This is a genomic window from Allobosea sp. 05T438 (assembly GCF_056396025.1).
Map to the genome: position 1 here is coordinate 370,671 of NZ_JBFTKQ010000004.1, position 25,965 is coordinate 396,635.

The 25,965-nt window shown below is 66.1% G+C and carries 23 protein-coding genes; 10 read left to right on the forward strand and 13 right to left on the reverse strand.

From position 1 onward, the window contains the following. Position 1 precedes the first annotated feature (1 nt). Genes AC1DIN_RS12375 through AC1DIN_RS12390 form a run of 4 tightly spaced genes read right to left on the reverse strand, consistent with a single transcriptional unit; the run spans position 2 to position 4,738 of the window. A complete protein-coding gene (locus AC1DIN_RS12375; protein ID WP_476810021.1) occupies positions 2 to 1,765 on the reverse strand; it encodes an ABC transporter permease subunit in 1,764 nt (587 codons plus the stop codon). Continuing rightward, a complete protein-coding gene (locus tag AC1DIN_RS12380) occupies positions 1,762 to 2,820 on the reverse strand; it encodes an ABC transporter ATP-binding protein (protein ID WP_441470298.1) in 1,059 nt (352 codons plus the stop codon). Before AC1DIN_RS12380 ends, AC1DIN_RS12375 begins: the two co-directional genes overlap by 4 nt. A gap of 23 nt (positions 2,821 to 2,843) precedes the next feature. Beyond that, positions 2,844 to 3,911: an ABC transporter substrate-binding protein gene (locus AC1DIN_RS12385; RefSeq protein ID WP_441470299.1), complete on the reverse strand. Its 1,068-nt coding sequence runs from the start codon at positions 3,909 to 3,911 to the stop codon at positions 2,844 to 2,846. A gap of 53 nt (positions 3,912 to 3,964) precedes the next feature. Beyond that, the gene (locus tag AC1DIN_RS12390) at positions 3,965 to 4,738 is read right to left on the reverse strand and encodes an enoyl-CoA hydratase/isomerase family protein (protein WP_476810022.1); all 774 of its coding nucleotides are present in this window, start codon (positions 4,736 to 4,738) and stop codon (positions 3,965 to 3,967) included. A 121-nt stretch (positions 4,739 to 4,859) separates the two neighbouring features. On the opposite strand from AC1DIN_RS12390, the gene AC1DIN_RS12395 reads away from it, so the two are divergent. The 4 genes from AC1DIN_RS12395 (at position 4,860) to AC1DIN_RS12410 (ending at position 8,598) form a co-directional block, all read left to right on the forward strand. Beyond that, positions 4,860 to 5,684 (forward strand): IclR family transcriptional regulator, encoded by an 825-nt coding sequence (locus tag AC1DIN_RS12395; protein WP_441470301.1) that lies wholly within the window; start codon positions 4,860 to 4,862, stop codon positions 5,682 to 5,684. 91 nt (positions 5,685 to 5,775) lie between these two features. After that, positions 5,776 to 6,090 (forward strand): (2Fe-2S)-binding protein, encoded by a 315-nt coding sequence (locus AC1DIN_RS12400; protein ID WP_441470302.1) that lies wholly within the window; start codon positions 5,776 to 5,778, stop codon positions 6,088 to 6,090. After that, complete coding sequence (locus AC1DIN_RS12405; RefSeq protein WP_476810023.1) at positions 6,083 to 7,447, forward strand: FAD/NAD(P)-dependent oxidoreductase; 1,365 nt, start codon at positions 6,083 to 6,085, stop codon at positions 7,445 to 7,447. Before AC1DIN_RS12400 ends, AC1DIN_RS12405 begins: the two co-directional genes overlap by 8 nt. Continuing rightward, on the forward strand, positions 7,444 to 8,598 hold the full coding sequence (locus AC1DIN_RS12410; RefSeq protein ID WP_476810024.1) for an NAD(P)/FAD-dependent oxidoreductase: 1,155 nt from the start codon (positions 7,444 to 7,446) through the stop codon (positions 8,596 to 8,598). The genes AC1DIN_RS12405 and AC1DIN_RS12410 overlap by 4 nt, the downstream gene beginning before the upstream one ends. 27 nt (positions 8,599 to 8,625) lie before the next feature. On the opposite strand, the gene AC1DIN_RS12415 is transcribed toward AC1DIN_RS12410, so the two are convergent. Then, the gene (locus AC1DIN_RS12415; protein WP_476810025.1) at positions 8,626 to 10,017 is read right to left on the reverse strand and encodes a sensor histidine kinase; all 1,392 of its coding nucleotides are present in this window, start codon (positions 10,015 to 10,017) and stop codon (positions 8,626 to 8,628) included. Then, the gene (locus AC1DIN_RS12420) at positions 10,004 to 10,669 is read right to left on the reverse strand and encodes a response regulator (RefSeq protein ID WP_441470306.1); all 666 of its coding nucleotides are present in this window, start codon (positions 10,667 to 10,669) and stop codon (positions 10,004 to 10,006) included. The genes AC1DIN_RS12415 and AC1DIN_RS12420 overlap by 14 nt, the downstream gene beginning before the upstream one ends. A 128-nt stretch (positions 10,670 to 10,797) precedes the next feature. On the opposite strand from AC1DIN_RS12420, the gene AC1DIN_RS12425 reads away from it, so the two are divergent. The 3 genes from AC1DIN_RS12425 to AC1DIN_RS12435 are packed head-to-tail and all read left to right on the forward strand — an operon-like array spanning position 10,798 to position 13,528. Further along, positions 10,798 to 11,577 (forward strand): ABC transporter ATP-binding protein, encoded by a 780-nt coding sequence (locus AC1DIN_RS12425; protein WP_476766018.1) that lies wholly within the window; start codon positions 10,798 to 10,800, stop codon positions 11,575 to 11,577. 16 nt (positions 11,578 to 11,593) lie between these two features. Continuing rightward, positions 11,594 to 12,460: an ABC transporter permease gene (locus AC1DIN_RS12430; RefSeq protein ID WP_476810026.1), complete on the forward strand. Its 867-nt coding sequence runs from the start codon at positions 11,594 to 11,596 to the stop codon at positions 12,458 to 12,460. Between the two features lie 48 nt (positions 12,461 to 12,508). Continuing rightward, complete coding sequence (locus tag AC1DIN_RS12435) at positions 12,509 to 13,528, forward strand: ABC transporter substrate-binding protein (protein WP_476810027.1); 1,020 nt, start codon at positions 12,509 to 12,511, stop codon at positions 13,526 to 13,528. Between the two features lie 91 nt (positions 13,529 to 13,619). On the opposite strand, the gene lhpI is transcribed toward AC1DIN_RS12435, so the two are convergent. From lhpI to AC1DIN_RS12450, 3 genes are all read right to left on the reverse strand, one after another. Continuing rightward, positions 13,620 to 15,314 carry a cis-3-hydroxy-L-proline dehydratase gene (gene lhpI / locus AC1DIN_RS12440; RefSeq protein WP_476810028.1) on the reverse strand — a complete coding sequence of 565 codons (1,695 nt, stop codon included), beginning with the start codon at positions 15,312 to 15,314 and terminating at the stop codon, positions 13,620 to 13,622. A 258-nt stretch (positions 15,315 to 15,572) separates the two neighbouring features. Further along, on the reverse strand, positions 15,573 to 15,950 hold the full coding sequence (locus tag AC1DIN_RS12445; protein ID WP_476810029.1) for a hypothetical protein: 378 nt from the start codon (positions 15,948 to 15,950) through the stop codon (positions 15,573 to 15,575). A gap of 145 nt (positions 15,951 to 16,095) precedes the next feature. Further along, the gene (locus AC1DIN_RS12450; RefSeq protein WP_476810030.1) at positions 16,096 to 16,971 is read right to left on the reverse strand and encodes an undecaprenyl-diphosphate phosphatase; all 876 of its coding nucleotides are present in this window, start codon (positions 16,969 to 16,971) and stop codon (positions 16,096 to 16,098) included. Between the two features lie 644 nt (positions 16,972 to 17,615). Between AC1DIN_RS12450 and AC1DIN_RS12455 the strand changes: the two genes are divergently transcribed. The 3 genes from AC1DIN_RS12455 (at position 17,616) to AC1DIN_RS12465 (ending at position 20,426) form a co-directional block, all read left to right on the forward strand. Next, positions 17,616 to 18,614: an ABC transporter substrate-binding protein gene (locus AC1DIN_RS12455; protein ID WP_476810031.1), complete on the forward strand. Its 999-nt coding sequence runs from the start codon at positions 17,616 to 17,618 to the stop codon at positions 18,612 to 18,614. A gap of 100 nt (positions 18,615 to 18,714) precedes the next feature. Then, entirely contained in the window at positions 18,715 to 19,539 is an 825-nt protein-coding gene (locus AC1DIN_RS12460) for an ABC transporter ATP-binding protein (protein ID WP_441470321.1), read from the forward strand. An 11-nt stretch (positions 19,540 to 19,550) separates the two neighbouring features. Beyond that, complete coding sequence (locus tag AC1DIN_RS12465) at positions 19,551 to 20,426, forward strand: ABC transporter permease (RefSeq protein WP_441470322.1); 876 nt, start codon at positions 19,551 to 19,553, stop codon at positions 20,424 to 20,426. A gap of 4 nt (positions 20,427 to 20,430) precedes the next feature. On the opposite strand, the gene AC1DIN_RS12470 is transcribed toward AC1DIN_RS12465, so the two are convergent. The 4 genes from AC1DIN_RS12470 to ligD all read right to left on the reverse strand — a co-directional run bounded on the left by AC1DIN_RS12470 (position 20,431) and on the right by ligD (position 25,807). Continuing rightward, positions 20,431 to 21,825, reverse strand: coding sequence for a sensor histidine kinase (locus AC1DIN_RS12470; protein ID WP_476810032.1), 1,395 nt, complete (start codon positions 21,823 to 21,825; stop codon positions 20,431 to 20,433). Beyond that, positions 21,822 to 22,490, reverse strand: a complete 669-nt coding sequence (locus AC1DIN_RS12475) for a response regulator (RefSeq protein WP_476810033.1) — start codon at positions 22,488 to 22,490, stop codon at positions 21,822 to 21,824. The genes AC1DIN_RS12470 and AC1DIN_RS12475 overlap by 4 nt, the downstream gene beginning before the upstream one ends. 521 nt (positions 22,491 to 23,011) lie before the next feature. Further along, the gene (locus AC1DIN_RS12480; protein ID WP_476810034.1) at positions 23,012 to 24,562 is read right to left on the reverse strand and encodes an acyltransferase family protein; all 1,551 of its coding nucleotides are present in this window, start codon (positions 24,560 to 24,562) and stop codon (positions 23,012 to 23,014) included. Positions 24,563 to 24,862: 300 nt separating this feature from the next. Continuing rightward, positions 24,863 to 25,807: a non-homologous end-joining DNA ligase gene (ligD, locus tag AC1DIN_RS12485; RefSeq protein ID WP_476810035.1), complete on the reverse strand. Its 945-nt coding sequence runs from the start codon at positions 25,805 to 25,807 to the stop codon at positions 24,863 to 24,865. Between the last annotated feature and the right edge of the window lie 158 nt (positions 25,808 to 25,965).

Genomic DNA, 25,965 nt, shown 5'->3' on the forward strand with positions numbered 1-25,965 from the left:
GTCAGTCGAGTCGGGAGGTGGAGCGGAAGCGTTCCGCGATGAGCAGCATCGCCGTCACCACGACGAAGACGACGACCGAGACCGCCGCGAGCGTCGGGTTGAGCTGCAGGATCATGTCGTCCCACATCTGCTTCGGCAGCGTCGTCTTGATGCCGCCCGAGACGAAGATCGCGATGGTCAACTCGTCGAAGGAGGTGATGAAGGCGAAGAGGAAGGCCGCAACGAGACCTCCCTTGACCAGCGGGATGGTGACGCCCGTCAATGTCCGCACCCGGTTCGCGCCGAGCGTCGCCGCCGCCTGGTCGAGGCGTTGGTCGTATGTCTTCAGCACGGCTGCGATGGTGACCAGCGTGAACGGGATCGCCAGCACGGTGTGGCCGATGACGAGGCCGAGATCGGTCGCGATCAGCCCCAGCCGCGCGAAGAGATAGAACAGCCCGACGGCAATGACGATGCGCGGCACGATCATCGGCGCGAGGAAGAAGGCGAAGATCAGCCCGGCCCAGCGGGTACGGCTGTTCGCCAGTGCCAGTGCGGCGAAGCCGCCGATCGCCGTTGCTGCCAGCGCCGTGACGAAAGCGACCGTGAAAGAGCGGATCGTCGCCTGGATCCAGAGTGGCGAGCTGAAATAGGTCTGGAACCAGCTCAGCCCGTAACCCGGCGGGGGGAACTCCAGGAACTGCGAGGAGGTGAAGGCAAGCGGAATGACGAGCAGTGTCGGCAGCACCAGGAAGGCGATGACGAGCCAACAGAAGGCGGGCAGCAACATCGCGCAGACGCGTTTGCCGAGCAGGGGTTGCGCCAGCGTCGCGAGACGACCTGCGAGGGTGGCGACCGCCGAGAGGATCGCAAGGCCGAGGTCGCGGATACGGCCCGTGCCGACCTGGGCTGAGCCGCCTGCGATCGTCGAGAGCCCGAAGACCCGGTCGTAGATCACACAGGAGACCAGCGCGGCCACCAGCATCATCGCCGACAGCGCCCCGGCGAAGGACCAGTTCAGCAGCTCCTGCACCTGCGTGATGATGAGCTGCGCCAGCATGGTCTCCTGCCGCCCACCGAGAAAGGCGGGCACGATGAAGAAGCCGAGCGAAGAGATGAAGACGAGCAGCCCCGCCGCCGCCACGCCCGGCAGGGAGAGCTTGAAGTAGACGAGCCAGAAGGCGCGCGCAGGCGCGGCGCCCAGCGTCTGAGCCGCCTGGACCAGGCGCCGGTCGATGCCGGCCAGCACCGGCAGCATGGTCATCACAGCCAGGGGCACCATGGCGTGGACCATGCCGACCATCACGCCGAACTGGTTGTTGATCAGCGAAAGCGGCTGGTCGACCACATGCGAACCGGTCAGCAGGGAGTTGATGACCCCGCTTCGGCCGAGGATCAGCATCCAGGCGAAGGTCTTGACGAGATAGCTCGTCCAGAACGGCACCATGACGAAAAGCAGCATCCGCCCGCGGAACATGTCGGGCAGGCGCGCGAGCCAATAGGCCAGCGGATAGCCGATCAGCAGCGACCACAGCGCCGTCCAGCCCGCGATGCGGAAGGTGATGCCGAGCACGCGCAGATAGACGTCGGTCGCGGCGATGCGCTGATAGGCATTCGCCGAGAAGGCTCCGCTATCCGGGTCGACGACGCTGAGACCGAGAAGCTGAGCAACCGGCCAGACGAAGAAGACCGCAAGGAACAGAACGCCGGGCACCGCCAGCCAGAGCGCGCTGAGGCGCAAACTGCTCGTGCGCGCCGGCGCGCCGCTGATGCTGACAGTGCTCATGCGACCAGCACCGCCTTGTCGCGCGGCCAGCCGGCGACGATGGTTTCGTCGATTGCGGGCACTACATCGTCGGGGCCGAGGCGCAGCACGAGCTGGCCGCCGTCCTGAAGCGCGGCGATGACGCGCGTCTCGGAGCCGGCATAGACGATCTCGCTGACGCGCCCGTTCACCGCGTTGCCGTCCTGTGCGCCGAGGCGCAGGTTCTCGGGCCGGATAACCAGCGCCGCATCCTGGCTCTCGCAACGCGCTCCGTGCGGCAGTGCGAAGCGTCCATGCGCGGTTTCGAGCGAGCCGTTGCCGTCCCAGCGGCCGCGGAAGATGTTGGAGATGCCGATGAAATCGGCGGCGAAAGCGGTGCGCGGGCGCTCGTAGATCTCGCGCGGCGTGCCGAGCTGCTCGATCCTGGCATGGTTCATCAGGCAGATGCGGTCGGACATCGCGAGCGCCTCCTCCTGATCATGCGTGACATAGACGATCGTGGCGCCGCTCTCGCGGTGCAGCCGCTTGATCTCGATCTGCATGTGCTCGCGCAGCTTCTTGTCGAGTGCGCCCAGCGGCTCATCCATCAGGATGATCGAGGGCTGGTAGACGAAGCAGCGCGCCAGCGCGACGCGCTGCTGCTGGCCACCGGACAATTCGCGCGGGAAACGCCCCGCAAGATGCCCGAGATGCACCATCTCCAGGGTTTCCGAGACACGCTTCGCGATCTCCGCCCCCGGGCGCCCGCGCATCTTGAGCGGAAAGGCGATGTTCTCCGCCACCGTCAGGTGCGGAAACAGCGCATAATGCTGGAAGACAAGGCCGATATCGCGCTGATGCACCGGCATGGCCGACTGGTCGCGGCCATCGATGACGACCCTGCCCTCGCTCGCCTCGACCAGCCCGCAGATGAGCTGCAGCAGCGTCGTCTTGCCGGAGCCCGAAGGCCCCAGCAAAGTCAGGAACTCGCCCTCGGCGACACTGAGCGAGCTGGGCTCGAGGGCCGTGGTCGCGCCATAGCGCTTGCACAGACCCTCGACGACGAGCTTGGCGGTTCTTGTTTGGGTCATGGTCATCGCGGCGCTCGTCGCCATCGCCATCAGGTCAGGAGCCAGGAGTTGAAGCGCTCGCTCACCTTGGCGCGGTTGGCGCTCCACCAATCCTCATTGGCGATGGCCATCAGTTTCAGGTTCTCCGGCGAGGTCGGCAGGACCTTGGCGCGCTCGGCGGGGATCGTCTGATAGGCGTCGAGATTGGTCGGGCCATAGGCCAGGGCGTCGGTGAAGACCGCCTGCGCCTTCGGGTCCGAGCAGAAGCGGACGAACTGGCGGGCGACATCCGCCTTCGGGCCGCCCTTCGGCAGTCCCCAGCCCTCGATCGAATAGAGGCCCTGGTTCCAGACGATCTTCGCCGGTGCGCCGCCGTCGATCGCCGCCTGCAGCCGGGCGTTCCAGCCCGTGGTCATGTCGACCTCGCCGCTCTGCAGGAGCTGCGTCGACTGGGCGCCACCGGTCCACCAGACCGCGATATGCGGCTTGATCTTGTCGAGCACCTTGAAGGCGCGGTCGATGTCGAGCGGGTAGAGCTTGTCGAGCGGCACGCCATCGGCAAGCAGGGCCTGCTCGAGGCTGTCGATCGGGTTCTTGCGCATCGAGCGGCGGCCCGGGAACTTCTCGACGTTGAAGAAGTCGGTCCAGCTTGCGGGCGCGTTCTTCACCTTGTCGGTCCGGTAGGCGAAGATCGTCGAATAGACGTCCGTGCCCATGAACTCGGGCGAGATCGCCTGCGGCATCAGCTTCGGCACATCAGCATGGGCGAAGCCGATCGGGTCGAGCAGGCCTTGCGCCTTCAGGATGTCGCGGGCCGAGAGCGTCAGCGTGCAGACGTCCCAGGTGTAGGACTTCGTCTCGACCATCGCCTTGAACTGCGCGGTCGGCTCCGCTTCGCGCGCGACGTTGACCACCTTGTTGCCGGTCGCCTTCTCGAACGGGTCATAGAAGGCCTTGCGGAAGGCGGGACCGAACGGGCCGCCGGGATCGGCGACCGTGATCTGCACGGCGGCGCGTGCCGTGCCGATGAGATAGGGTGCCGCAAGCGCGCCTGCGGCAGCGCCGCCGGCCAGTTGCAGCAGGGTACGCCTCGTCGGATTGGTGCTTCTGCTCGTCATCGTCTTCTCCCCTTCAAGCGGTTTTCCGCATTTCCCCGTGGGTGATCAGGTCGTCAGGCGCTCTTGCGCGCGGCGCGCTTGGCGAGAAACGCTTCCATCATCCGCGCCGGCTCGCCGGTCGCGTAGGCCTCGCGCTGGGTGCGGATGCCGGCGGCCAGGCACTCGCGGAAGCTCTCCTCGGTGACCTCGCGGAAGCGGGCCTTGTTGAGCCGCATGGCGACAGGCGCCTTGGCCGCGAGCTCCTCCGCCAGCGCCAGCGAGGCCTCCATGACCTTATCCTTGGGCACGATCCGGTTGATCAGGCCGATGCGGAAGCACTCGTCGGCATCCATCATGCGGCCCGTCAGGGTGAGGTCGATGGTCCGGGCGAGCCCGATCATCTCCTTCATGATCCAGGGGCCGGTCACCGAGGCGATGCCGGAATTGATCTCGGGCTGGCCCATGGTGACGCCGTCATGGCCGATACGCAGGTCGCAGAGCAGCGCGACCTGGAAGGCAGAGCCAGCCGCAACGCCGTTCAGCGCCGCGATGATCGGCTTCGAGAGCGAGCGGAGGCGGTCATAGAGGCGCTCCCACTCATGCATCCAGGCTTCGGCCCGGTCGGGATCGAAAGTCTTGGTCTCGTTGAGGTCCTGGCCTGCGCCGAAGGCACGGTCCCCCGCCCCGGTGAGGATGATCGCGCGCACCGCCTGGTTCGCCTCCAGCTCCTCCAGCCCCTCGACGAGGCGGGTTCGCATGGGCGCGTTCCAGGCGTTGAGGATCTGCGGGCGGTTGAGGGTCAGGAAGCCGACCGCGCCGCGCACCTCGACCAGAACAGAATCCTTCATGGCGCTCTCCGATGAGTGTTTATTTCTATACGATAACTTCTATTGAATAATCAACGAGATTGCGCCACCTTGTCAAGGCCGCCGGTCACAGCCATTGATCGACCCAGGAGAGCAGGCCCCGATGACGATGCCCGAACCGAAACAGAACGGCCGCAAGCGAGCAGCCGCGACAGCCGATGAGGCCGGGCGCAAAGACGATGTGCTGATGGTCAACTCGGTCGAGAAGGCGTTCCGCGTTCTCTCCGCCTTCGGCCGCCAGCATCAGACGCTGAACCTGTCGCAGGTCGCGTCGGAGACCGGTATGGATCTCAGTGCTGCGCAGCGCTTCACGCATACGCTCACCAAGCTCGGCTATCTGCGGAAGGACGCGCAGACCAAGCGCTTCGAGCTGACCGCCAAGACGCTCGATCTCGGCTATCATTTCGTGCGCAGCAGTCGCCTGCTCGATCGGGCGATGCCCTATCTCATGCACCTGAGCAAGGAGACCGAGGAGACGATCAACCTGACCGTGCGGGACGGCACGGAAATCATCTTCGTCTCGCGCTTCCTGAGTCGGCATGTGCTGAACACCGACGTCATCATCGGCACGCGGATGCCGGCCTATTGCACGGCGCCGGGCATCGCCATGCTGTCGCGCCTCCCCGAGGACGAGGCGATGGCGATCATCGATGCGTCCGACCTCAAGCCGCACACGCCCTCGACCACGTGGCAGCGCGAGGCGCTGCGCGAGAAGCTGCGCCAATCGGCGGCCCAGGGCTACGCCACGGCCTTCGAAGAGGTCTATCTCGGCGACGCCTCCATCGCGGCCGTGATCGTCGATCACCACGGCCAACCGGAGGCGGCCGTCAATATCGCCACGTCGACCTCGCGTTACAGCCATGCCGAGGTCGTCGCGCGCTTTTCCTCGCTCGTCATCGCAACCGCGCACGCCATTTCCCGCGTCTGAGCAATGCGGAGGAAGCGCTTGACAGGTCGTCGGCCGACTTATCAATATCCAAGAGAAACTATTGCATTGAAATAAATCTCCAGGAATCCGCATGGACGCTCCGAAGCCCCAGTTCCGCCGCGTGGCGGCGCGTGCCGGACGGCAGGCGACACTCAGCTTCGACGGCACGACCATCAAGGCGACGGTCGGCGACAGCGTCCTCGCAGCGCTGCTCGAAAGCGGCGCCTTGATCCGCCGGCTGGAATTCGGCGGCGAGCCGCGCGCCGGCTTCTGCCTCATGGGCGCCTGCCAGGACTGCTGGGTCTGGAGCGCGGAAGGCGGCCGGATCAGGGCCTGTACCACGCCGGTCTCCGACGGGATGGCGCTGTTTGCCGAGCCGCAACCGCTGGCCGCCGCCCATGGCTGACATCGTCATCGTCGGCGCCGGTCCGGCCGGCATCAGCGCCGCCGAGGTGCTTTGCGCGAAGGGCCTGAGGCCCATCCTGATCGATGAGGGGGCCAGGCCCGGCGGGCAAGGCTATCGGCGTCCCGCGGATGATCTCGCCCTCGATATGAACCGGCTGATGGGTTCGGAAGCGCAGCGTTACGCCGCCCTGCATCGCCGCTTCGAAGCTCTGCTCCCCGCCATCGACTATCGCCCCCGCACGCTCGTCTGGGCCATCGACGGCAAGCAGTTGCATCTGCTGCACGAGGGGAAGGCGGAGACGCTGGCTTTCGACAAGCTGCTGATCGCCAGCGGCGCGATGGACCGGGTGGCCCCCATGCCCGGCTGGACCCTGCCGGGAGTGTTCACGCTCGGTGGCGCACAGGTGGCGCTGAAGGATCAGGGTTGCCTGATCGGGAGCCGCGTCGCCTTCCTCGGCTCCTCCCCGCTGCTGACGCTGGCCGCCAAGCAATATCGCGACATGGGCGCCGACATCGCCGTCATCGCCGATACGACCCCGTTGTCGGCCAAGGCCACCGCCCTGCCGGCGCTGCTTCGCGCGCCGCGAACCCTGCTCCGCGGGCTCTGGTACATGGGCGCCTCGCTGCGCGCCGGAACCGCCATGCTGCATGGGGTGACGCCGGTCGCGATCGAAGGCGCAGGGCGCGTCGAGGCGCTCGTCCTGCGCGACGCCCAGGGTCGCGAACGCCGCTTCGCCTGCGACGCCGTAGCACTCGGCTATGGCCTGAAGCCTGAAACGCAACTTGCCGACCTGGCCGGGGCACAATTCGCCTACGACACCGATTTCAGGCTGTTCCTTCCAGAAATCGACCGAATGGGCCGGGCGCGACCGGGCCTCTACCTCGCCGGCGACGGCGTGCGAATTGGCGGGGCCGATGCGGCCGAGGCGAGCGGCGCCTTGGCTGCCCATGCGATCCTGTCGGATATCGGACAGGCTCAGGACATCGAGGCCATCAGGCAGCTGGCGCGGCAGGTCGAGCGCTTGCGCAGCTTCCAGCGGGGGCTCGCCCTCGCCTTCGCCTGGCCGAAGGCGCAAATCGCCGCCCTGCCCGATTCCGTGACGCTCTGCCGCTGCGAGAACGTGACGATCGGCGAGGTGCGCGCGGCGATGGCGAGGGATCTCGGTCCGGTCGAGGTCAACCGCGTGAAGGCGATGACGCGCTGCGGGATGGGGCGCTGCCAAGGCCGCGTCTGCGGCCCCGCCTTGCAGGAGATCGTCGCGGCCAGTGCCGGTAGCGACGGCGCCACTGCCGGGAGGTTGCGCGGCCAGGCACCGGTCAAGCCGATCGCGCTCGCCGCAGCCGGGGATGGCGCATGAGCCCGCACAGCGCGGATGTCGCCATCATCGGCGGCGGGCTCGTCGGGGCCTGGACCGCCTTCTTCCTGGCGCGGCGCGGACAACGCGTGACCCTGGTCGAGAAGGGCGTCGTCGGCGCCCAGTCGAGCGGCGTCAACTTCGGCAATCTGCGCCTCCAGGGGCGGTTTCCGGGCCAGTATCCGCTCTCCCTGCGCTCCCAGGCGCTCTGGGAGGATTTCGACGCGCTGATCGGCGAGGACTGCGAGTTCGAGCAGACCGGGCATCTCTACCTTGCCTATGACGAGGAAGAGCACGCCAAGCTGGAGGGCTACGCCAAGGTCTCCGAGTCCTATGGACTTGCGATCGAGCGCGTCGGTCCGGCCGATCTCAGGCGACGCTGGCCCTGGCTCGGCGAGCGCGCCGTCGCCGCCACCTACTCGGCCCGCGACGCTACCGCCAATCCACGCCTCGCCACGCCGGCTGTCGTGCGCGCCGCGGCGCGGCACGGCGCGGTGATCCGCGAGAACACATGCGTCGCCGCTGTCGATCGTTCAGGCGACGGCTTCATGCTGACGCTTGCGGATGGCGGCACGCTGAGCTGCGGCGCGCTCGTCAACAGCGCCGGCGCCTGGGCGCTGGAGATCGCGGAGCGCTTCGGCGAAACGGCGCCCCTCTTTCCCGCGGGACCGCCGCAGTTCGTGACGGAGCCTTTCCCCTACATGATCGAGCCTTCCGTCCAGGCGATCGACGGCTCGGTCATCTTCCGGCAGATTTCGCGCGGGAACATCATCCTTGCCGGCTATCCGCGCACGGCGGCCGATCCACAGGCGAACCGGGCCCCCGTACCGCCGGTCAAGACGCTAGCGGCGATGAAGGCGCTGGCGCGCGTCGCGCCCGTGCTCGCGCAATGCCATGTCATCCGCGTCTGGTCCGGCATCGAGGCCTATCTGCCCGACATGATCCCGGTCATCGGGCCGAGCGAGACGACGCCAGGGCTGTTCCACGCCTTCGGTTTCTGCGGCCATGGCTTCCAGATCGGCCCCGGCGTGGGGCTATGCCTCGCCGAGATGATCGTCGACGGGGCGACGCAGACGCCCCTGGAGCCGTTCTCAATCGGCCGCTTCCGGTCAGCAGCTACCGTCAGCGAAAAGTTCCGCAAGGAATTCGACTGAGGCTCGCCGGGATCGGTGCCAGCCCCGTCAACTGGCCACCGTTCGGAAGCCCGGCCATGTCCGCGCAAGGGTGAGGCGCACCCGCGTCATCCGGCCGTCGCGCGAGACGGCAAGCTCACCGCCATGGGCCGTCGCAACCTCCACCGCGATGGACAGGCCAAGCCCCGAACCGGTGGAGGCTGCGCCTTTCGCGAAAGGGAGGAGGAGATCTTCGGGCGGCTCCGGAAATCCGCCGCCGTCATCGGCCACGTCGATCCATGCATGCTCCGCATCTTCGCCCACCGTCACGACAAGCCGGCTCTCGGCGCCGTGCTTCAGCGCGTTGTCGATCAGGTTTCCCAAGGCTTCACGCAGGCTCACGGCATCGCCGTTCACGATCGGCGGCGGCTCGGCCGGAATGAAGGCGATGTCGACCTCGCGGGACAGCGAGAGCGGCACTGTCTTGGCCAGAACGGCCTTCGCCAGCTGGTTCAGATCGACCGCCGCCATCGCCGCGGCATCCTTGCGGTGGATCACCATTGCATGGTCAAGAAGCTGCCCGGTGAGGCGGCCGAGTTCGGCCGTGCGTTCATGGATCCGCTTGACGGTATCGACCTTGCGCCGCGATGCGGGCGTCGCAAGCAGGATTTCGACCTGGGCATCGAGCGCCGCCAGCGGCGTGCGGATCTGATGGGCGGCGTCGGCGATGAAGCGCTGCATGATCGCCATGCGCTCGGACAAACGGCGCATGAAGTCGTCGATCGCCTCGACGAGATTGCGGATTTCCGCCGGGGGCTCGGCCGCGATCGGCCTGAGATCGTCGGGCCGGCGGCTCGCGATCTCGCGCTCGATGCGCGTCAGGGGCTTCAGCGCCAGCGTCACGGCATAACCCGTCGCCAACAGGGCGAGCAGGCTCATGACCGCAATGACGCCGAGCGCCTTGAGCGTCAGGTCGCGGGCGAGCGCGCGTCTCGCATCGGTCGTCTGCGCGACGACGATGGTCGCCCAGTTGTTCGTTCCGGGAAGATCGATCTGCCGGGCGAGGCTGGCGATACGCACCGGCTGGCCTTGATAGAGGCCATCCTCCAGAACGACCCCGGCACGGATATCGACGGGGTCGGCATCCGAAGCGAGATCATCGTAGCCGGCGACCACGACACCGCGCGGATCGACGATCTTGTAGAAGACGAGATCGTAGGCGGCGAGCGTCGCGATTGTGGAGACGGGCGGATCGACCGTCACCACCCCGCCCTGCACATAGACATTCTCGGCGATCTGCACCGCGCCGCCGGCAAGCAGCCGGTCGTAAGCCTGCCGCGCGGCAAGCGAGGATGAGTGCCAGGCCGCCAATCCGAGTAGAATCGCCCCTGCCGACAGCACCGCCGAGAGCACGGCGACGATGCGGAAACGGAGCGACAGGCGCAGATCAGAGAGCAGCAAGCTGATACCCCAATCCGCGCAGGGTCCGGATTTCGACCGGCGTGTCCGCGAGCTTGCGGCGCAGCCGCGCCACGAACTGCTCGACTGCGTTGGGGCTGGCCTCCTGGTCGAAGTTGAAGAGCTGTTCGACCAGCTCCTCCTTGGGCACGATCCGCTCCGGCCGGGCGGCGAGGATTTCGAGCACGGTCAGCTCGCGGCGCGTCAGGTTGAGGGGCCGGTCGCCGACTGTCGCGACGCGCCCTGCCCGGTCGATGGCGAGAGGCCCGACGCGCAGCATGTTGTCGGGCTGGCCAGCGCTGCGCCTGAGCAGTGCCCGCGCCCGCGCTTCGAGCTCACCATAGTCGAAGGGCTTGACCAGGTAGTCATCGGCGCCGAGATCGAGCGCGCCGATGCGCTCGTCCACGGCCGAACGCGCCGTCAGCACAAGCACCGGCGTCGTCAGCCGCCGCGCCCGCATCTGCCGGAGAACCGCCAGCCCATCCTGCCCCGGCAGGCTGAGGTCGAGGATGACGAGGTCATAGGCCTGCACCGCCAGCAACTCGGCAGCCGTGACGCCGTCCTGCTCCCAATCGACGGCGTGACCGATCTTCTCGAGCCGCATCACGACGGCCTCGGCGATATCGGCGGTGTCTTCGACGACGAGCACGCGCAAACGAATCTACCTCCCCGGACGAGCTCCGACAGGCCGGGCAGCGCCGGTCAGGTTCACGTCAGCTTGCTAGGCTATCTCATCTCGCAAGCGCCCATAAGTGCGCATGGAAACGAGACATGGGAGGGTGCATGCTGGCCCCGTTCGACGCTGCTTCTGCGACTCCGCTCCTCACGGTCGAGGGCGTGACGCTGCAATACAAGACGCCGGACGCGGTGGTGACCGCGACGCGGCGCGTCTCCTTCGACGTCTATCCGTCCGACCGCTTCGTCCTGCTCGGCCCGTCCGGCTGTGGCAAGTCGACTCTGCTCAAGGCGATCGGCGGCTACCTGACGCCCGTCGAGGGCGACATCAGCCTGAAGGGCCGCAAGGTCTCCGGACCCGGGCCGGACCGGATGATGGTGTTCCAGGAATTCGACCAGCTCCTGCCCTGGAAGACGGTGCGCGAGAACGTGGTCTTCGCGCTGACGGCCTCGGGCCGTGCCACGCAGGCGGAAGCCGCCGAGCGCGCCCGCTCCTATATCGACAAGGTCGGCCTGACCAAGTTCATCGACAGCTACCCGCACATGCTCTCCGGCGGCATGAAACAGCGCGTCGCCATCGCCCGCGGCATGGCGATGGAGCCCGACGTGCTGCTGATGGACGAGCCCTTCGCCGCGCTCGACGCGCTGACCCGCCGCAAGATGCAGGACGAATTGCTGCGGCTCTGGGACGATACGAAGTTCACCGTGCTGTTCGTCACCCATTCCATCGAGGAAGCCATCCGCATCGGCACCCGCATCCTGCTGCTTTCGCCGCATCCGGGCGAGGTCAAGGCCGAGCTCAACAGCGTGCCGCCCGAGGAGATGGGCACCGGCAAGCAGGCCGCGCTCGAAACCCGCATCAACGACATGCTGTTCGCGCACCATTGAGCCGGAGGTGACCGACATGACCGATCTCGTCAGCTTCCGTCCGGAAATCATCCGCGACGTCAACTCCAGCGACGCCCCCGTCGTCGCCAAGACCATCGGCTGGGCCGAGCGGATCTATCGCCTCGGCTTCGTCCGCAAGGGTTTGATCCTCGCCGTCCTCGCCATCGCCTGGGAGGTCTATGGCCGCTGGCTTGGCAACCCGCTGCTCTTCCCCACCTTCGGCCAGACCGTCGCAGCCTTTGTCGAGAACATCGCCAACGGCATCATCCCGCAGCGCATGCTGGTTTCGCTGCAGACCCTCATCATCGGCTACAGCATCGGCATCGTGCTCGCCGCTCTGCTCACGACACTGGCGATCGGCTCGCGCATCGGTGCAGACCTGCTGGAAACGCTGACCTCGATGTTCAACCCCTTGCCTGCCATCGCGCTGCTGCCTCTGGCGCTGATCTGGTTCGGGCTCGGCACCGGCAGCGTGATCTTCGTGCTCGTCCACTCCGTGCTCTGGGCAATCGCGCTCAACACCCATGCCGGCTTCCGCTCGGTCTCGAACACGCTGCGCATGGTCGGGCAGAACTATGGCCTGCGCGGCCTGAAGCTGGTGCGGCTCATCCTGATCCCGGCCGCCTTCCCGGCGATCCTGACAGGCCTCAAGGTCGGCTGGGCCTTTGCCTGGCGCACGCTGATCGCGGCCGAGCTCGTCTTCGGCGTCTCGTCGGGCTCAGGTGGCCTCGGCTGGTTCATCTTCGAGAACCGCAACCAGCTGGAGACGGCGAATGTCTTCGCCGGCCTGTTCACGGTGATCCTGATCGGCCTCTTCGTCGAGAACGTCATCTTCGCCACCATCGAGCGCAAGACGATCCGCCGCTGGGGCATGCAGCACTAAAATCTGAACTCAGAAGGCCGAACGGCCACCAATCGGAGGAGAACACCTATGGCATTCAAGACATTCCTGCGCACCGCCTTCACCGTCGCCGCGCTCGGCGCGGCGCTCGCCACCGCCCCGGCCCGCGCGGAGGTCAGCGAGGTCCGCGTCTCAAAAGGCTTCGGCATCCTCTACCTGCCGCTCATCGTGATGCAGGACCAGCAGTTCCTGGAGAAGCGCGCCAAGGCCGCCGGCCTCGGCGACATCAAGGTGACCTGGCTGATGCTCGATGGCGGCAACGTCATCAATGACGCGATGATGGCCGGCACGCTCGACTTCGCCGGCACCGGCGCGCCGGGCTTCGTCACGCTCTGGGCCAAGGCCAAGGGCATCCCAGGCGTCGAGGTCGTCGGCGTCTCCGGCATGAGCTCGACCTCGCTGTGGCTGATGGCGAACAAGCCGGAGCTGAAGTCGCTCAAGGACTTCACCGCGACGGACAAGATCGCCCTGCCCGGCATCAAGACCTCGCTCGCCGCCGTCGTACTGCAGATGATCGCCGCCAAGGAATTCGGCGACGCGAACTACGCCAAGATGGACCCGATGACGGTGAGCCTGCCGCATCCGGAGGCGCTCGCCGCGCTKATCGGCGGCAAGACCGAGATCAAGGCGCATTTCACCTCGCCGCCCTTCCAGTACATCGAGGCCAAGAGCCCTGGCATCCAGCGCGTGCTCAACTCGGTCGACTATCTCGGCAACCTGACGCTCGACGTCACCTTTGCGCCGAAGAAGTTCGTCGACGCCAATCCGAAGATGACCCAGGCCTTCATCGACGCGATGGACGATGCCACCGCGCTGATCGAGAAGGACAAGAAACTCGCCGCCGAGATCTTCGCCAAGAGCTCGAAGGTGAAGGTCGATGCCGCCGAGGTGCAGCAGATGATCGAGGACAAGGACTCGCGCTTCACCGCCACGCCCGAAGGCGTGATGCAGTTCGCCGAGTTCATGCACAAGGCCGGCTCGATCAAGGTCAAGCCCGCCAAGTGGAGCGACATGTTCGTGCCGCAGCTCGCAGGCCGTTCGGGCAGCTGAACCGGGCACGGATCGAACTGAATATATCCTGTGGGGCGCAGCCGCGTGCCCCGCAGCGCCGGACCGGCGAGCAGATCGCCGCCGGGCCTGCTCAGGAAAGCCAGCCTGGCAACCGGGCTGGCGCGGCGCCGGTGAGAGCCGCTTCGATGCAGTCCTCGAATGTCCCGAGCCTGACGGTGCAGCCGGAGAGCCCCGGTCCGTAATGCGCGTATTTTCCGGAGTTGGTGAGCACCACCTTCGCCCTCTCCGGAAAGACCGGGCGCGTAATCGAGCACCAGCAGAGATCGGGAACCACGTCGACGCCGCTCCGCCGCAGACTTGCCAGCGTTCCCTCGGCCTCCGCTGCTGCGACGACGTCCCGCCCCGTGGTGATGATGACGGAGAGATTTCCGGCAAGGCGAAGTCCGCCGAGTCGCTCAGCGACGGCCCTGCACTCTTCCAGTGAGGCGTGAGGGCTGCCGATCGCGACGAGATCGATGCCCGCCGGTCCGTCATTCAGGTGGCGCCAGCCGGCTGCCAGCGCAGCACGCGTGATGACGACCTCGTCTTCGGGGCTGCCGCCGAGGCTGTCCGCTTCCGGCGTGATGCCCTCGATATGCAGCATGGCCGCCGCCGAGGTCGTACCGAACGCGGCGCAGAGTGCCTTGAGATCGTCCCGTGTCGGGCGCGCCTTCGCGAGCCCCTTGATCAGCGGCACCCGGTCCGGCGAAGCCAGGCCGGTGAGATAGCCGATCAACGGCCAGGCCGAGCTGTCCGCTCCTTCCGGCAACTCCACCCGAACCGCACGGCGCGCACGCCGGCCTTCGTCGAGAAACGCCCCGGCTAGCGGCGCACGACCGGAGACCGCGATGCAGAAGTCCAGGAAGTCGGGGTGTTTCGCGGTCCGGGCTCCCAATACCGAATTGGCAAAGATCACGGCATTCGATTCCGACCAGCCGATCGCCTCCCCCAAAGCGGGCGGCTCTGGCAGGGAATAGGGCGCGCAGGTGAAGCTCGGCCGGCAGCCCATCCGGACATAGGCGTCGGCCAGGCGCGCCGCAGGCTCGCCGAACTCCGGCGCCACGCCCTGGCGGCGCCAGTTGGCGTGATCCACCGAAATCGCGTTCATCGTCGTCGGGACGCGAGTTCGGGCGCCCAACTGCTCCATCTTCTCGGCGAAGATGAGATTGGCCGGACCGGCATAGATGCAGCCATCGACATGGGCCCGCGTCACGTCGACGAGCGCCGTCGCGCCCTGCTGGCGTGCCATGGCACAGACGATCCGCATGGCCTGCTGCGCTGCGATCCCCTCGTCGCCAGCGAGCAAGCGGCGATCGCTGGTGGAAAGCTGCAGGTCGCCATGCACAGCCGCGGAAAGCGGGATTTGCACCCGCCCGCCATCAGCCAGGACAGCGTCCGGCACGATCTCCGCCTCGGCAGCGGAAGCGAGAGCGGCGAACGCTTCTTCCGGCAGGCGAACGACCGGAATGGAGCGGCCGAACATCTCCGCCGCGACGATGGCGCCGAGCGTCAGCGTATCCTCAGGGCCGGCGAAGATCAGCGCCGCGGGACAGCGCCCCGAGAGCGCGAGCTCCAGCAACACGCCGGATCCTGAGCAGGAGCCACGGCTGGTCGGCATCAGCACGACCGCGCCGGCAAGCGAGACGCCGTGCGAGGGATGGTGCACGTCGATCACCGTTCCCGTAGCCGGATCGACACCGCCCCAGAAGCTCAGCGGCTCCGCCATCACCACGATCGGCCCGGAGGCCGTGCCGGGAAGGAGGGAGATTCCGGCGTGGTGCCGCAAGGATGAGTCCCTATCGCTGATCATTGGATGCCGCAGTCGATAGCAGGGGGCACGGAGAAGCACTTCCCCAGCACTAGAGCATTTCCGCGTTTCTCTGAATCGCTGAAATGCTCCATCTCTTTGTTTGATCGCATGCTCTTCACGCGAGCGGGAGATCATCCGGTCGAGGATTTCCTTTGTGAAGCCCAGTGCGGCAAGCCAAGCGACTCCCTTTTTTAAGCCAGGCACTTCCTGTGAGCCGAGTTTGTCCGGCCTCCGTCAAAACTTCGGCGGCCCGATCTCCAACAGGTCGGAGGGAGGAACGATATCGCGCAGGCGGCGTGCGGCGTCGGCTTCGGAAGGAGCCGCAACAGCCGGCTCTGGCGCCCTCCCCAAATGCGCGAGGCTCGGCCAGTAAACCACCGCCGCCGTCACGCATAGCTGCACCAGGATGAAGGGAGCGAGCGACGCCATAGCGGCCCGCAACGGCGCTCGCCGGGTCGAGGCTGCCCGCGTCATCGTCAGGGCGTAGCCGAGCGGCGGAAGCAGGAAGCTCGTCTGGAGGATGAGCAGAGTCAGGACCAAGCCGACAGTGAGGAGCGCGAGAGCAGCTTCCGCCAGCGTCGGCACCGGAAGGCGGCGTAGCAGAAGCGCCAATCCGCGGCCGACGCCGGCAGCGCAGGCTCAACCAATGCGCACAGCAGAAAAAGAGCGATCGTCGCAAGCTTACGCCTGCCTCTTCGATGAAAATGCTTCATCCGGGCGCTCATGCCGATCAGCGGCTTGCCTCGCACCACGGGATTCAAGCGAACATGCCGGTCGCGACCGCCCATAGCAGGAAGATGCCCATCCCGGCCCGATAGATCACGAAGGCCCAGCTCGACATCCGCTCCAGATACCGCATCAAGCCCCAGATCGCGGCGAAGGAAGCCAGCGAGCCGGCGATCAGGCCGACCGCCAGCAGTGCTACGGCATGAGCGTCTATGCCGACCTTGGCGATCTCCCAGGCTTCCTTGAGCCCGGCCAGAGCGATGGCCGGCAGGCCGAGCAGGAACGAGAACCGCGCGGCCTCGTCACGCTTGAAGCCCAGCCCCAGCGCCGCGGTCAGGGTCGAGCCCGAGCGCGAGACACCGGGGATCAAGGCGCCGACCTGGGCAAGGCCGACCAGCAGGAAATCCCGCCAACTCGCCTGCTCCACAGTACGACGGTGGCTCGCAAACCATTCCGTCGCCGCCAGCAGCAGCGCCATCACCAGCGACGCCGCGCCGATTACCTCCAGCGAACGCAAAGGCGAGCCGCAGCGATTGAGCATGGGCGCAAGCGCAACACCCGCCACCACGATCGGAATCGTCGCAAGCACGATGCCGAGCGCCAGCCGGCCCGGCCCTGTCGCGAACTTGCGGGTCCTGAGCGCCGCGAGCCCCCCGCCGACGATGCTGCCGACATCGCGCCTGAAATAGCTGACCACAGCCGCCAGCGYGGCCAGTTGCATGAGCGCCGAGAACGCGGAACCTGGATCGGGCCAGCCAAGCAGGGCTGGCACAACCCGCATATGGGCGGTCGAGGAAATCGGCAGCAATTCGCTGACGCCCTGAACGAGCCCGAGCACGACGATCTGCCCGAAATCGAGCATGGCGAACCCCGTATCGAGTCCGGCGGAACAGGCGGCTGCGGCCATAGTGATGGGTCTCGTGAGAAAAGTGGCGCGCCCGAAGCATAAAGCGTTCCAGAATGGATGGCCGATCCGAAGCCTCCGCCATCACGCGAGATAGGCCGTTCCATGCGCGCCTCGCGCGTCCCGCCGCCTCGTCGCATATGCGTTCGTGGCCACGATCCGCGCTCCAAGTTTTGTAGCTCCGCTCAATCCTTGAAGTTCGTGCAGCGCATCAATTCGGAGAAACAGACCCTCGCCCGGCCGTCGGCGGACGACGCACCGAACGCCGGCCGCCTCGAGCAGGTCGAAGGATTTTGTCGGCGTGATCTTCGCCGCGCTCGACGCCACTGTCATGCAGCCAACACCAGAAGCCCGTGTGGCACTCCGGAAAGCACGAGTCAGGCACGGGCGGGCGCCTCGCCTGGTCATCTCGATCGGGTCGGTCGCAAGCTGGCGGCCGCACCCGAAGTCGGACGAGTATCGCGCCCACCGATCGCGCCTGCGCCGACAGGATCGCAACAATTGATGCCGGTGGCTGGATGGGTGGCTTCAGCGGCCATGCATCCGAAAGGTTGGTGAAAGTTTGGCGGACTAGAGAACTGGCATCGCCGCCAAACCGCCCTCAGAGAGCGGGGCTCGGCGAGAGGACACAAACAAGGAGCTTGCCCATGCGCATCCGTGCCGCCATCTATTCGCTTGCCCTAGCGTCAGCGCTAGCCGGCTCCACCGCAGCGCTCGCCGCTGACAAGATCACGATCATTGTCGGCGGCTACGAAAAGCAGATCTACCTGCCCGCCAAGCTCGCCGAGAGGCTGGGCTACTTCAAGGACGAGGGGCTCGACGTCGATCTGCTCAACGAGGCGGCCGGCGTCGATGCCGAGAACGAGATGCTGGCCGGGGCGGTCCAGGGCGTCGTCGGCTTCTACGACCACTGCGTCGACCTGCAGGCCAAGGGCAAGTTCGTCGAGTCGGTCGTCCAGTTCAGTCAGGCGCCGGGCGAGGTCGAGCTCGTCTCCAGCAAATATCCCGACGTCAAGTCGATGGCCGATCTCAAGGGCAAGAACCTCGGCGTGACCGGCCTCGGTTCCTCCACCAACTTCCTGACCCAGTACCTGATGATGAAGTCGGGTGTGCAGCTCAGCGACTTCACCTCCGTGCCCGTCGGTGCCGGCGCCACCTTCATCGCCGCGATTCAGCAGGACAAGATCCAGGCGGGCATGACCACGGAGCCGACGATCACACGGCTGCTCAAGACCGGCGAGGCACGCATCCTCGTCGACATGCGCACGGTGGAAAAGACCAAGGCCGCGCTCGGCGGCACTTACCCCGCCGCTTCGCTCTACATGACCTCCGCCTGGGTGGAGAAGAACAAGCCGACGGTGCAGAAGCTCGCCAACGCCTTCGTCAAGACACTGAATTTCATCAAGACGCATAGCGCCGAAGAGATCGCCGACAAGATGCCGAAGGACTACTATATCGGCGACAGGGAAGGCTATGTGAAGGCACTGGCCGACGGCAAAGAGATGTTCACCTCGGACGGCGTAATGCCGCAGGGCGGCCCCGAGACGGTTCTCGCCGTGCTCTCCGGCTTCTCGAAGAACATCAAGGGCAAGCAGATCGACCTGTCGAAGACCTACACGACCGAGTTCGTGAAGGCGGCGAAGTAGGTTGCGCATCCCGAGGGCGGCCGGAACGCCGGCCGTTCCTCACCCTGCCCTGTCACCAAGCACCATCGAGCGACGCCGCTTTCGCGGCGAAGGAGGCCTTATGTCCGTAACCGACACGGCCGGCAGCCCGGTCGTCGAACTGATCAACGTCTCGCGCCGCTTCATCACGCCGGACGGCAAGTCGATGACCGCGATCAGGGACTTCAACATGAGCGTGGCGCGCGGCGAGTTTGTCGCCGTCGTCGGCCCGACGGGCTGCGGCAAGTCGACGACGCTCAACCTCGTCACTGGCCTGGCGCGACCGTCGAGCGGCGAGGTTCGGCTCTTCGGCCAGCCTGTCACCGATATCGACCCGCGCATCGGCTTCGCGTTCCAGACGGATGCGCTGTTCCCCTGGCGCAGTGTCATCGACAATGTCGTCGCCGGCCCGCTGTTCCGCGGCAAGCCGCGCGACGAAGCCTATGCCAAGGCGCGCGAATGGCTTGCCCGCGTGCATCTGAGTGGCCACGAGACCAAGTACCCGCACCAGCTCTCTGGCGGCATGAGAAAGCGCGTCTCGCTGGCGCAGACCTTCATCAACGAGCCGCAGGTGCTGCTGATGGATGAGCCGTTCTCTGCTCTCGACGTCCAGACGCGCGTCGTCATGCACGAGGTGTTGCTCAACCTCTGGTCGGAAGCCAGGGCCTCGGTGATCTTCGTCACCCATGACCTCGAGGAGGCCATCGCACTCGCCGACAAGGTCGTTGTGCTGACCTCCGGTCCCGGCACGGTGAAGGCGGTCTATCCGGTCGAGCTGCCGCGCCCGCGCGTTGTCAGCGAGATCCGCTACCAGGACGACTTCATCGCGCTGTCCCGCCGGATCTGGGACGATTTGCGCGCCGAGGTCGAGCGTGGCGCCGCCCGCGACGAAGCCCGCGCAGCTTGAGGAGAGCGGCCATGACCGATGCAGTTCTCACGACCTCCACCGCATTCCGCCCGGGAACATCCGACGCCGAAATCGAGGCCGCCGCGGCCAAGGCGGCCCGCCACCGTCGTCACAAGGTGCTGTTTTGGCGTTGGGCGATTCTGCTCGCCATTCTTGGCGGCTGGGAACTCGGATCCCGTACCGGTGTCATCGACGAGTTCTTTTTCTCCAGCCCGAGCGCGATCTGGAGCCGACTCGTCGAATGGACGGTCGAAGGCACCTCCGAAGGATCGCTTTGGCTGCACCTCTATGTGACGATGGAAGAGGCGTTGCTTGGCTTCGCGCTTGGATCAATCGCTGGCATCGTCGTCGGCATCGCGCTCGGCCGCAATCAGATGCTCGCGGACATCTTCTCGATCTACATCAAGGTGTTCAATTCGATTCCTCGCGTCGTGCTGGCGCCGATCTTCATCATGATCTTCGGGCTCGGCATCGGCTCGAAGGTGGCGCTCGCCTTCATCATGGTCTTCTTCGTCGTCTTCGCCAACGCCTTCCAGGGTGTGCGCGAGGCGGACCGGAATCTCATGGCCAACGCGCAGATTCTCGGCGCTCGCGGCTGGCAGCTCACCCGCGCAGTGGTGATCCCTTCGGCGATGAGCTGGATCTTCGCCTCGCTGCATGTGAGCTTCGGCTTTGCCATCATCGGCGCCATCGTCGGCGAGTTCGTCGGCTCGCGCCACGGCATCGGCCTGCTGATCAACATCGCCAAGGGCACCTTCGACTCGGCCGGCATGTATGCGGCGATCGTGGTGATCATGATCGTGGCGCTCGCCGCCGAGTATCTCATGACCTGGGTCGAGGGCCGGCTCGCGACCTGGCGCCCGGCGCCCTTGCAGGACCAGTACTGAAGCCTCATGCCGGCGGCGCTTCTCCGGGAGCCGCCGGCAACCTGACCTCGACACGCAGCCCCGGCGGGGGCTGCGTCTGCGTGAGCAGGATCGTGCCGTGATGAGCGGCGACGATCTCCCTGACGATCGCAAGCCCGAGCCCGGTGCCCTCGACGGTCGAAGGAGCGAGGCGGTGGAAGCGCTCCAACACCCGTTCGCGATCCTCCGCCGGAATCCCGGGGCCGTTGTCCTCGACGACCAGCAGGATGGCTGCCCCCGCCCGCTCCAGCTTCACAGCGACTGCACCGCCCTGCGGAATGTGGCGCAGGGCGTTCTCGACCAGATTGACGACGAGCGCACGCAGCAGCGTGACATGGCCGATAACGGGCAGCGGCTCCTCGGCAGCATCATAGGAGAGGTCGATCGCACGGTCGAAGGCGATGCCGGCCAGCCCCTCGGTGGCTGAACGCGCAATCTCGCCGAAATCGAGCTCCTCCTTGCGCAAGGCCGCGCCGCCGGGCTCCGCCCGCGCCAGGGTCAGAAGCTGGTTCACCAGCCGGCCCATCGCATCGACGCCACCGTCGATCGCGGCAAGCGCTTCCTGTCGCAACTGCGGGTCGTCGTCGCGACAGGCCATCGCGATCTGCGTCTTCAGCACTGCAAGCGGCGTCCTGAGCTGGTGCGATGCGTCGGCGACGAAGCGCCGCTGCAGGGCGATGTAGGCCTGCACGCGCTCGAGAGCATGGTTGAGTGCATCGATCATCGGCCTGAGCTCGCTTTGCACGCCGTCGCGATCCAGTGCCTGCAACGATTCCGGGCTGCGGCTGCGCAGCTCGTTGCGCAAGCGCAGCAGCGGCGCGAGGCCGCGCCGCAGTCCGAACAGCGTCAACAGCGCGGCCATACCGACGAGGAGGAGCTGGTCCCGCAGCGAGGTCAGCCAGATCTCGTCGACGAGCCGGTCGCGGCCATGGAGCGTGGTTGCCACGATCACCAGCGCATTGCCGCCGTCCACCTGCGAGATGACCGGCTGAGCGAGAGCGACGGCGCGCATGGCCTCGGTGCGGAACGTACCCTCGTAATAGGCGGGCTCCAGTCCGCGCGGTGGTGCTGGCGGCGCGACCACGTCTGGAAAGCCGGCGATGAGCTCGCCTGAAGGCGAAAGCACCCGATAGATCACCTTGTCGCGGTCGGGCGAGGCGAACATCTCGAGTGCCGAAGGCGGAATCAGCGCCTCGACGCGGCCGTCGGTCTCCTTGACCTGTTCGGCGATGACACGGGCCGAGGCGAGCAGCGTGCGGTCTGTGATCAGATCGGCCGTCCGCATGGCATCCCGGTGCGAGGTCCAGCCGTTGAAGGCGACGACCGCCACCAGTGGCAGCAGCAGCCAGCCCAGCAATTCGGCGCGCAGGCTCCTGCTCACCCCGCAAGCCTCAGCGCATAGCCGAGGCCGCGCAGCGTGCCGATCGAGACGCTGCTTCCGCCGAGCTTCTTGCGGACGCGATGGACGTAGATCTCCAGCGCATTGTCGGTCGCATCGTCGTCGAAGCCGAAGACGGTGCCCGTCAGCTTGGCCTTGGGCACGACGCGCCCGCCCGCCAGGATCAACGCCTCGAGCACGCTGAACTCCCGCGCCGTCAGATCGAGCTGGACGCCGTCCAGCGTGAACCGCCGCGCATCCGTCTCCAGCATCAGCGCCCCGAAGCTGACCTGGGCCGTGCGGCTGTCCTGCCTGCGCCGCAGCTGGGCGCGGATGCGGGCTTCGAGTTCGTCGGGCTCGAAGGGCTTGACCAGGTAGTCGTCAGCGCCTGCGTCCAGCCCGGCAACGCGGCTGGAGACGGCGTCGTTGGCCGTCAGGATGATCACGGGCGTCACGCCACGCCGCTGGCGAAAGCGACGCAGCAATTCCAGCCCGCTCATCTGCGGCAAACCGATGTCGAGAATGATCAGGTCATAGTCCTGCGTGGCCAGGGCGGCATCCGCGTCGATGCCGTCATGGGCGCAGTCGACGACATAGCGGCTCCTCTGCAGCAACCGCGACAGCCAGTCTGCAAGTTCGCGATTATCCTCGATCAGCAAGATCCGCATGCAGTTGAATACCGAGCCCTGAGATTATCGAAAGGCAGAATCGAACAGGATCACGAAAGAGGCAGAGGGGGCGAATATCCGTATCCGTAGCGGCTTTCCGCCCTGTCGACAAAGCTCGACGTGTTGGCAGAACCGCTCTGAGGCAGAACGCGCTCCCGAGCGCACCGCTTCATTGCGGAGCGGGCACAGGAGTTCTCGCGTTCGACCTCTGCAAGCCAGCGATTTCTGATCGACCCACCCCTCGGAGCCGATCCAGGCGCGCACCGTTTTTCGGGCAGCCGGAAGGCGCGGGCGCCGGGTGCGCGAGCGTCTTCGCGATGTGCTCTCGCCTGGAACTGTCAACCCGGAACATCGGGCGGGACGCTTCCCAAAACGTGAACCCTGTTTCCGAAAAGCCCGAACAGGGCGAGAACGACTTCCCGGGCAGTACCGCCGGGAAGTCGTTCTCCAGCAGGGTGCGGTTCCAGAGCGTCTGGCGCCAGCACTCGATCTTGCCCTGGGTCCGGGGATGAGCGAGTGCTCTATTGCAGGCAGAGCGGCGACAGGCGATCGGCCGGAAGCTTGACGGCACGCCCGTCCTCGATAGCGATGACGCCTTCCAGTGGCCCCTTCGTGCAGTCGATGCCGTCGAGCAGCAGCATGAAGCCGAACCGCTTGCCCTTCAGATCGGGCCTTTCGAATATCGTCGCCATGTCCGGCCGTACGCGGCGGGTGCCGACGATCCCGAGGATGTTGCCGTTCTGGCGGATCGCGAAATGCGCGACGAGATCCGGCGCGGCGAGATCAATGGCGTAGCCGCGGATCACCCAGGTGCCCTTGGGCAGGCGCTCGACCTGATCCACATCCGCCCGGACAGCCTCTGCCTCCGACTGCGTCGGTGCCATCAGGATGCGGCGAGCCTGTTCCAGCTGGGTCTCGGCCTGGCGCGTCTCGCGTCCGGTGACGAAGGCGATCGCCAGGAAGGCGGCGATGAAGGCGAGAGCAGCCGCCCGCAGCCGCGCCGGGCGCTCAGCATCGATCGCGCGCTTCAGCCGGCGATACAGTGCGACGTCGAGCGGGCCGAGCAGCAGGGCGACGCCGATCGAGCCTACCAGCCAAGAGACCCACACGAGGGGCGTCGGCGCGGCAGCGCCGAGCAGCGCACCGAGGATCGTGATCACCGGCACATGGCAGAGATAGAGCGCGTAGCTTGCATCGCCCAGCCGCGCACCCGCGCGGCCGAGCCAACCCCGGCCTCCGAGCGCCGGCGCACAGATCAGCCCGGCAACGAGAAAGCTTGCGGAGACCCCGATAAGCAGCCGGAAATGCGCCTCCTGCGAAAGGATGCTCGCTACTGCGAGTGGCAGGGCGAGGCAGGCGAGCAGCGGATGCAGCCAACCACGCGTCTGCGCCTCGGAGGCCAGGTATCCAAGCAGGAACGGGAACGTCACGACGCTGAGCGGGATCGTGCTCAGGATGGGCATGCCCTCGACGTGCTCCCCTCCGCCCAGGCTGTAGGCAAAGCAGAGAAGGCCGAGCCAGGCGATGACGATGCGCGTCCGGAGCGCGGCGAGCCCGACGAAGCCGAGCAGGCCGAGGCCGATGTAATAGGACATCTCGTAGAGCAGCGTCCATTCGACGCCGAGGAAATAGCCGCGCGGCCCGGAGGGCGCGAGCGAGAGGGAAATCAGGTTGATGCCGCGCGGCGCGCCGAGCAGCAGCAGAGCCAGGGCGAAGAGCCCGACCATGAGCAGCATCAGGGGATAGATCCGTGCGACGCGGCTCATGACGAAGCGCGCTGGGTCGTCCCGTCGCAGGACCTCGGCGATCAGGTATCCAGAGATCGCGAAGAAGATCGCGACACCGAATGCTCCGAAGAAGCCGGAGAATATCGACAGAAAGCGATCGTCTCCCCGGTAGGCCGACAGGTATTCGGAGCAGTGGTAGAGCACCACGAAGAGCGCGGCGAGGCCTCTCAGATAGTGCAGATAGAGGTTGCGCCGGTCGACCTTGCTCGCGGCAGCCCCGGCGATCGTATCCGGAGCCCTAGCTGGTTCCAGAGGATTGCCATAGCGGTCAGCCAGATCGGTCAAAATGCCGCTCCCCCGAAGCGGCCACCTTCTGCGAGTGGCTCGATCCCGTCATTTCCTGTCTAACGGGAATCCGGCATCTCTGGAAAGTCTGATTTTTTACTTTCAAAGATCAATCGAGACCCAGCTCGACTGAAAAGCCGCCTTTCGAAGGGCGAAAGCCGGGACGAGGAGCGCGAGCCAGCGGCGATCACCGATGCGATCGACCGTTACCAGGAAGCCGGATCTGAAGCCGTCACGTGGCGGGCAAGGCCGCCGCCCTCCTGCCAAAAGGAGCGCCAAGCATCTGCGGGGCCGAATAGGCTATGTCTTCAGCAGCTCATAGATTTCGGTCTCATCGGCGCTCTCGCGCAGCCCCTTGAACGATGCGTGTCGCAGCTTGCCATCATCTGTCCAGGCACGGAATTCGATCTCTGCGACCAGCTCTGGCTTGACCCAGCGATAAGCCTTACTTCGACCTGTCATGTTGACCGCGGGCTTTTCAGTAATGATCCGATCCATCTGTTTCCGCAGCGCTATCGCGCTCGCATCGGTGAAACCAGTGCCGGCACTTCCGACATAGACGAGCTGGCTGCCCTCCCGAGCGGCAACCAGAATGCGGCCGACACCGCCAAACGCCTCGGTGGAGGCCTCATAGCCAATGATGATGAAGCTCTCGGACTGGACGCACTTGATCTTGAGCCATTCCCCACCTCGCCCGGATCGGTAGGGGGCGGATCGCCGCTTCGCAATAATGCCCTCTAGCCCCATCTCGCAGGCCATCCGCAAGAATGCCGGCCCATCCGCGTTGATGTCCTCGCTCAGGTGGATGGAATTGTGCGGCGAGTCTCCCAGGATGTCCTCGAGGATGCCTCGTCGCTCCTCGCAGCCGAGCCCGCGGACATCGTGGCCGTTCAGATAGAGCAGGTCGAACGCATAGAAGATCGCCTGGGTAACGATCCGCGTCCCGCCGAAACCGCCTAAAGCCTTCTGCAATGCTCCGAAGTCCGGGGCGCCGCGTTCGTCGACGACGACTGCCTCCCCATCCAGAATTGCGCTGTCGACACCAAGTTCGAGGGCGTCGTGCGCAATGACGGGAAAGCGTGACGTCCAGTCATGCCCACCGCGTGTGATGATCCGAACCCGCTCGCCAGGCTCAATGTGGAGAGCGACGCGATAACCATCCCATTTGATCTCATAGGACCAATCACGGCCGTTCGGCGCCTTGCTGCTCAATAAGGCGAGGCATGGCTCGACGCGCTGCGGCATTGGATCGGTAAAGAGACGCTCTAACTTCCGCCGCCGGGTGAGCGGCCCCTGAAGCGTATGCCCGCCCAGCCCGGCCCTGAGAACTCGCCGCGCACACATGGACGCAACTCCGCAACGAACGAGTAGAAAACGAGCGACGGATCGAATCGTTCCACCAT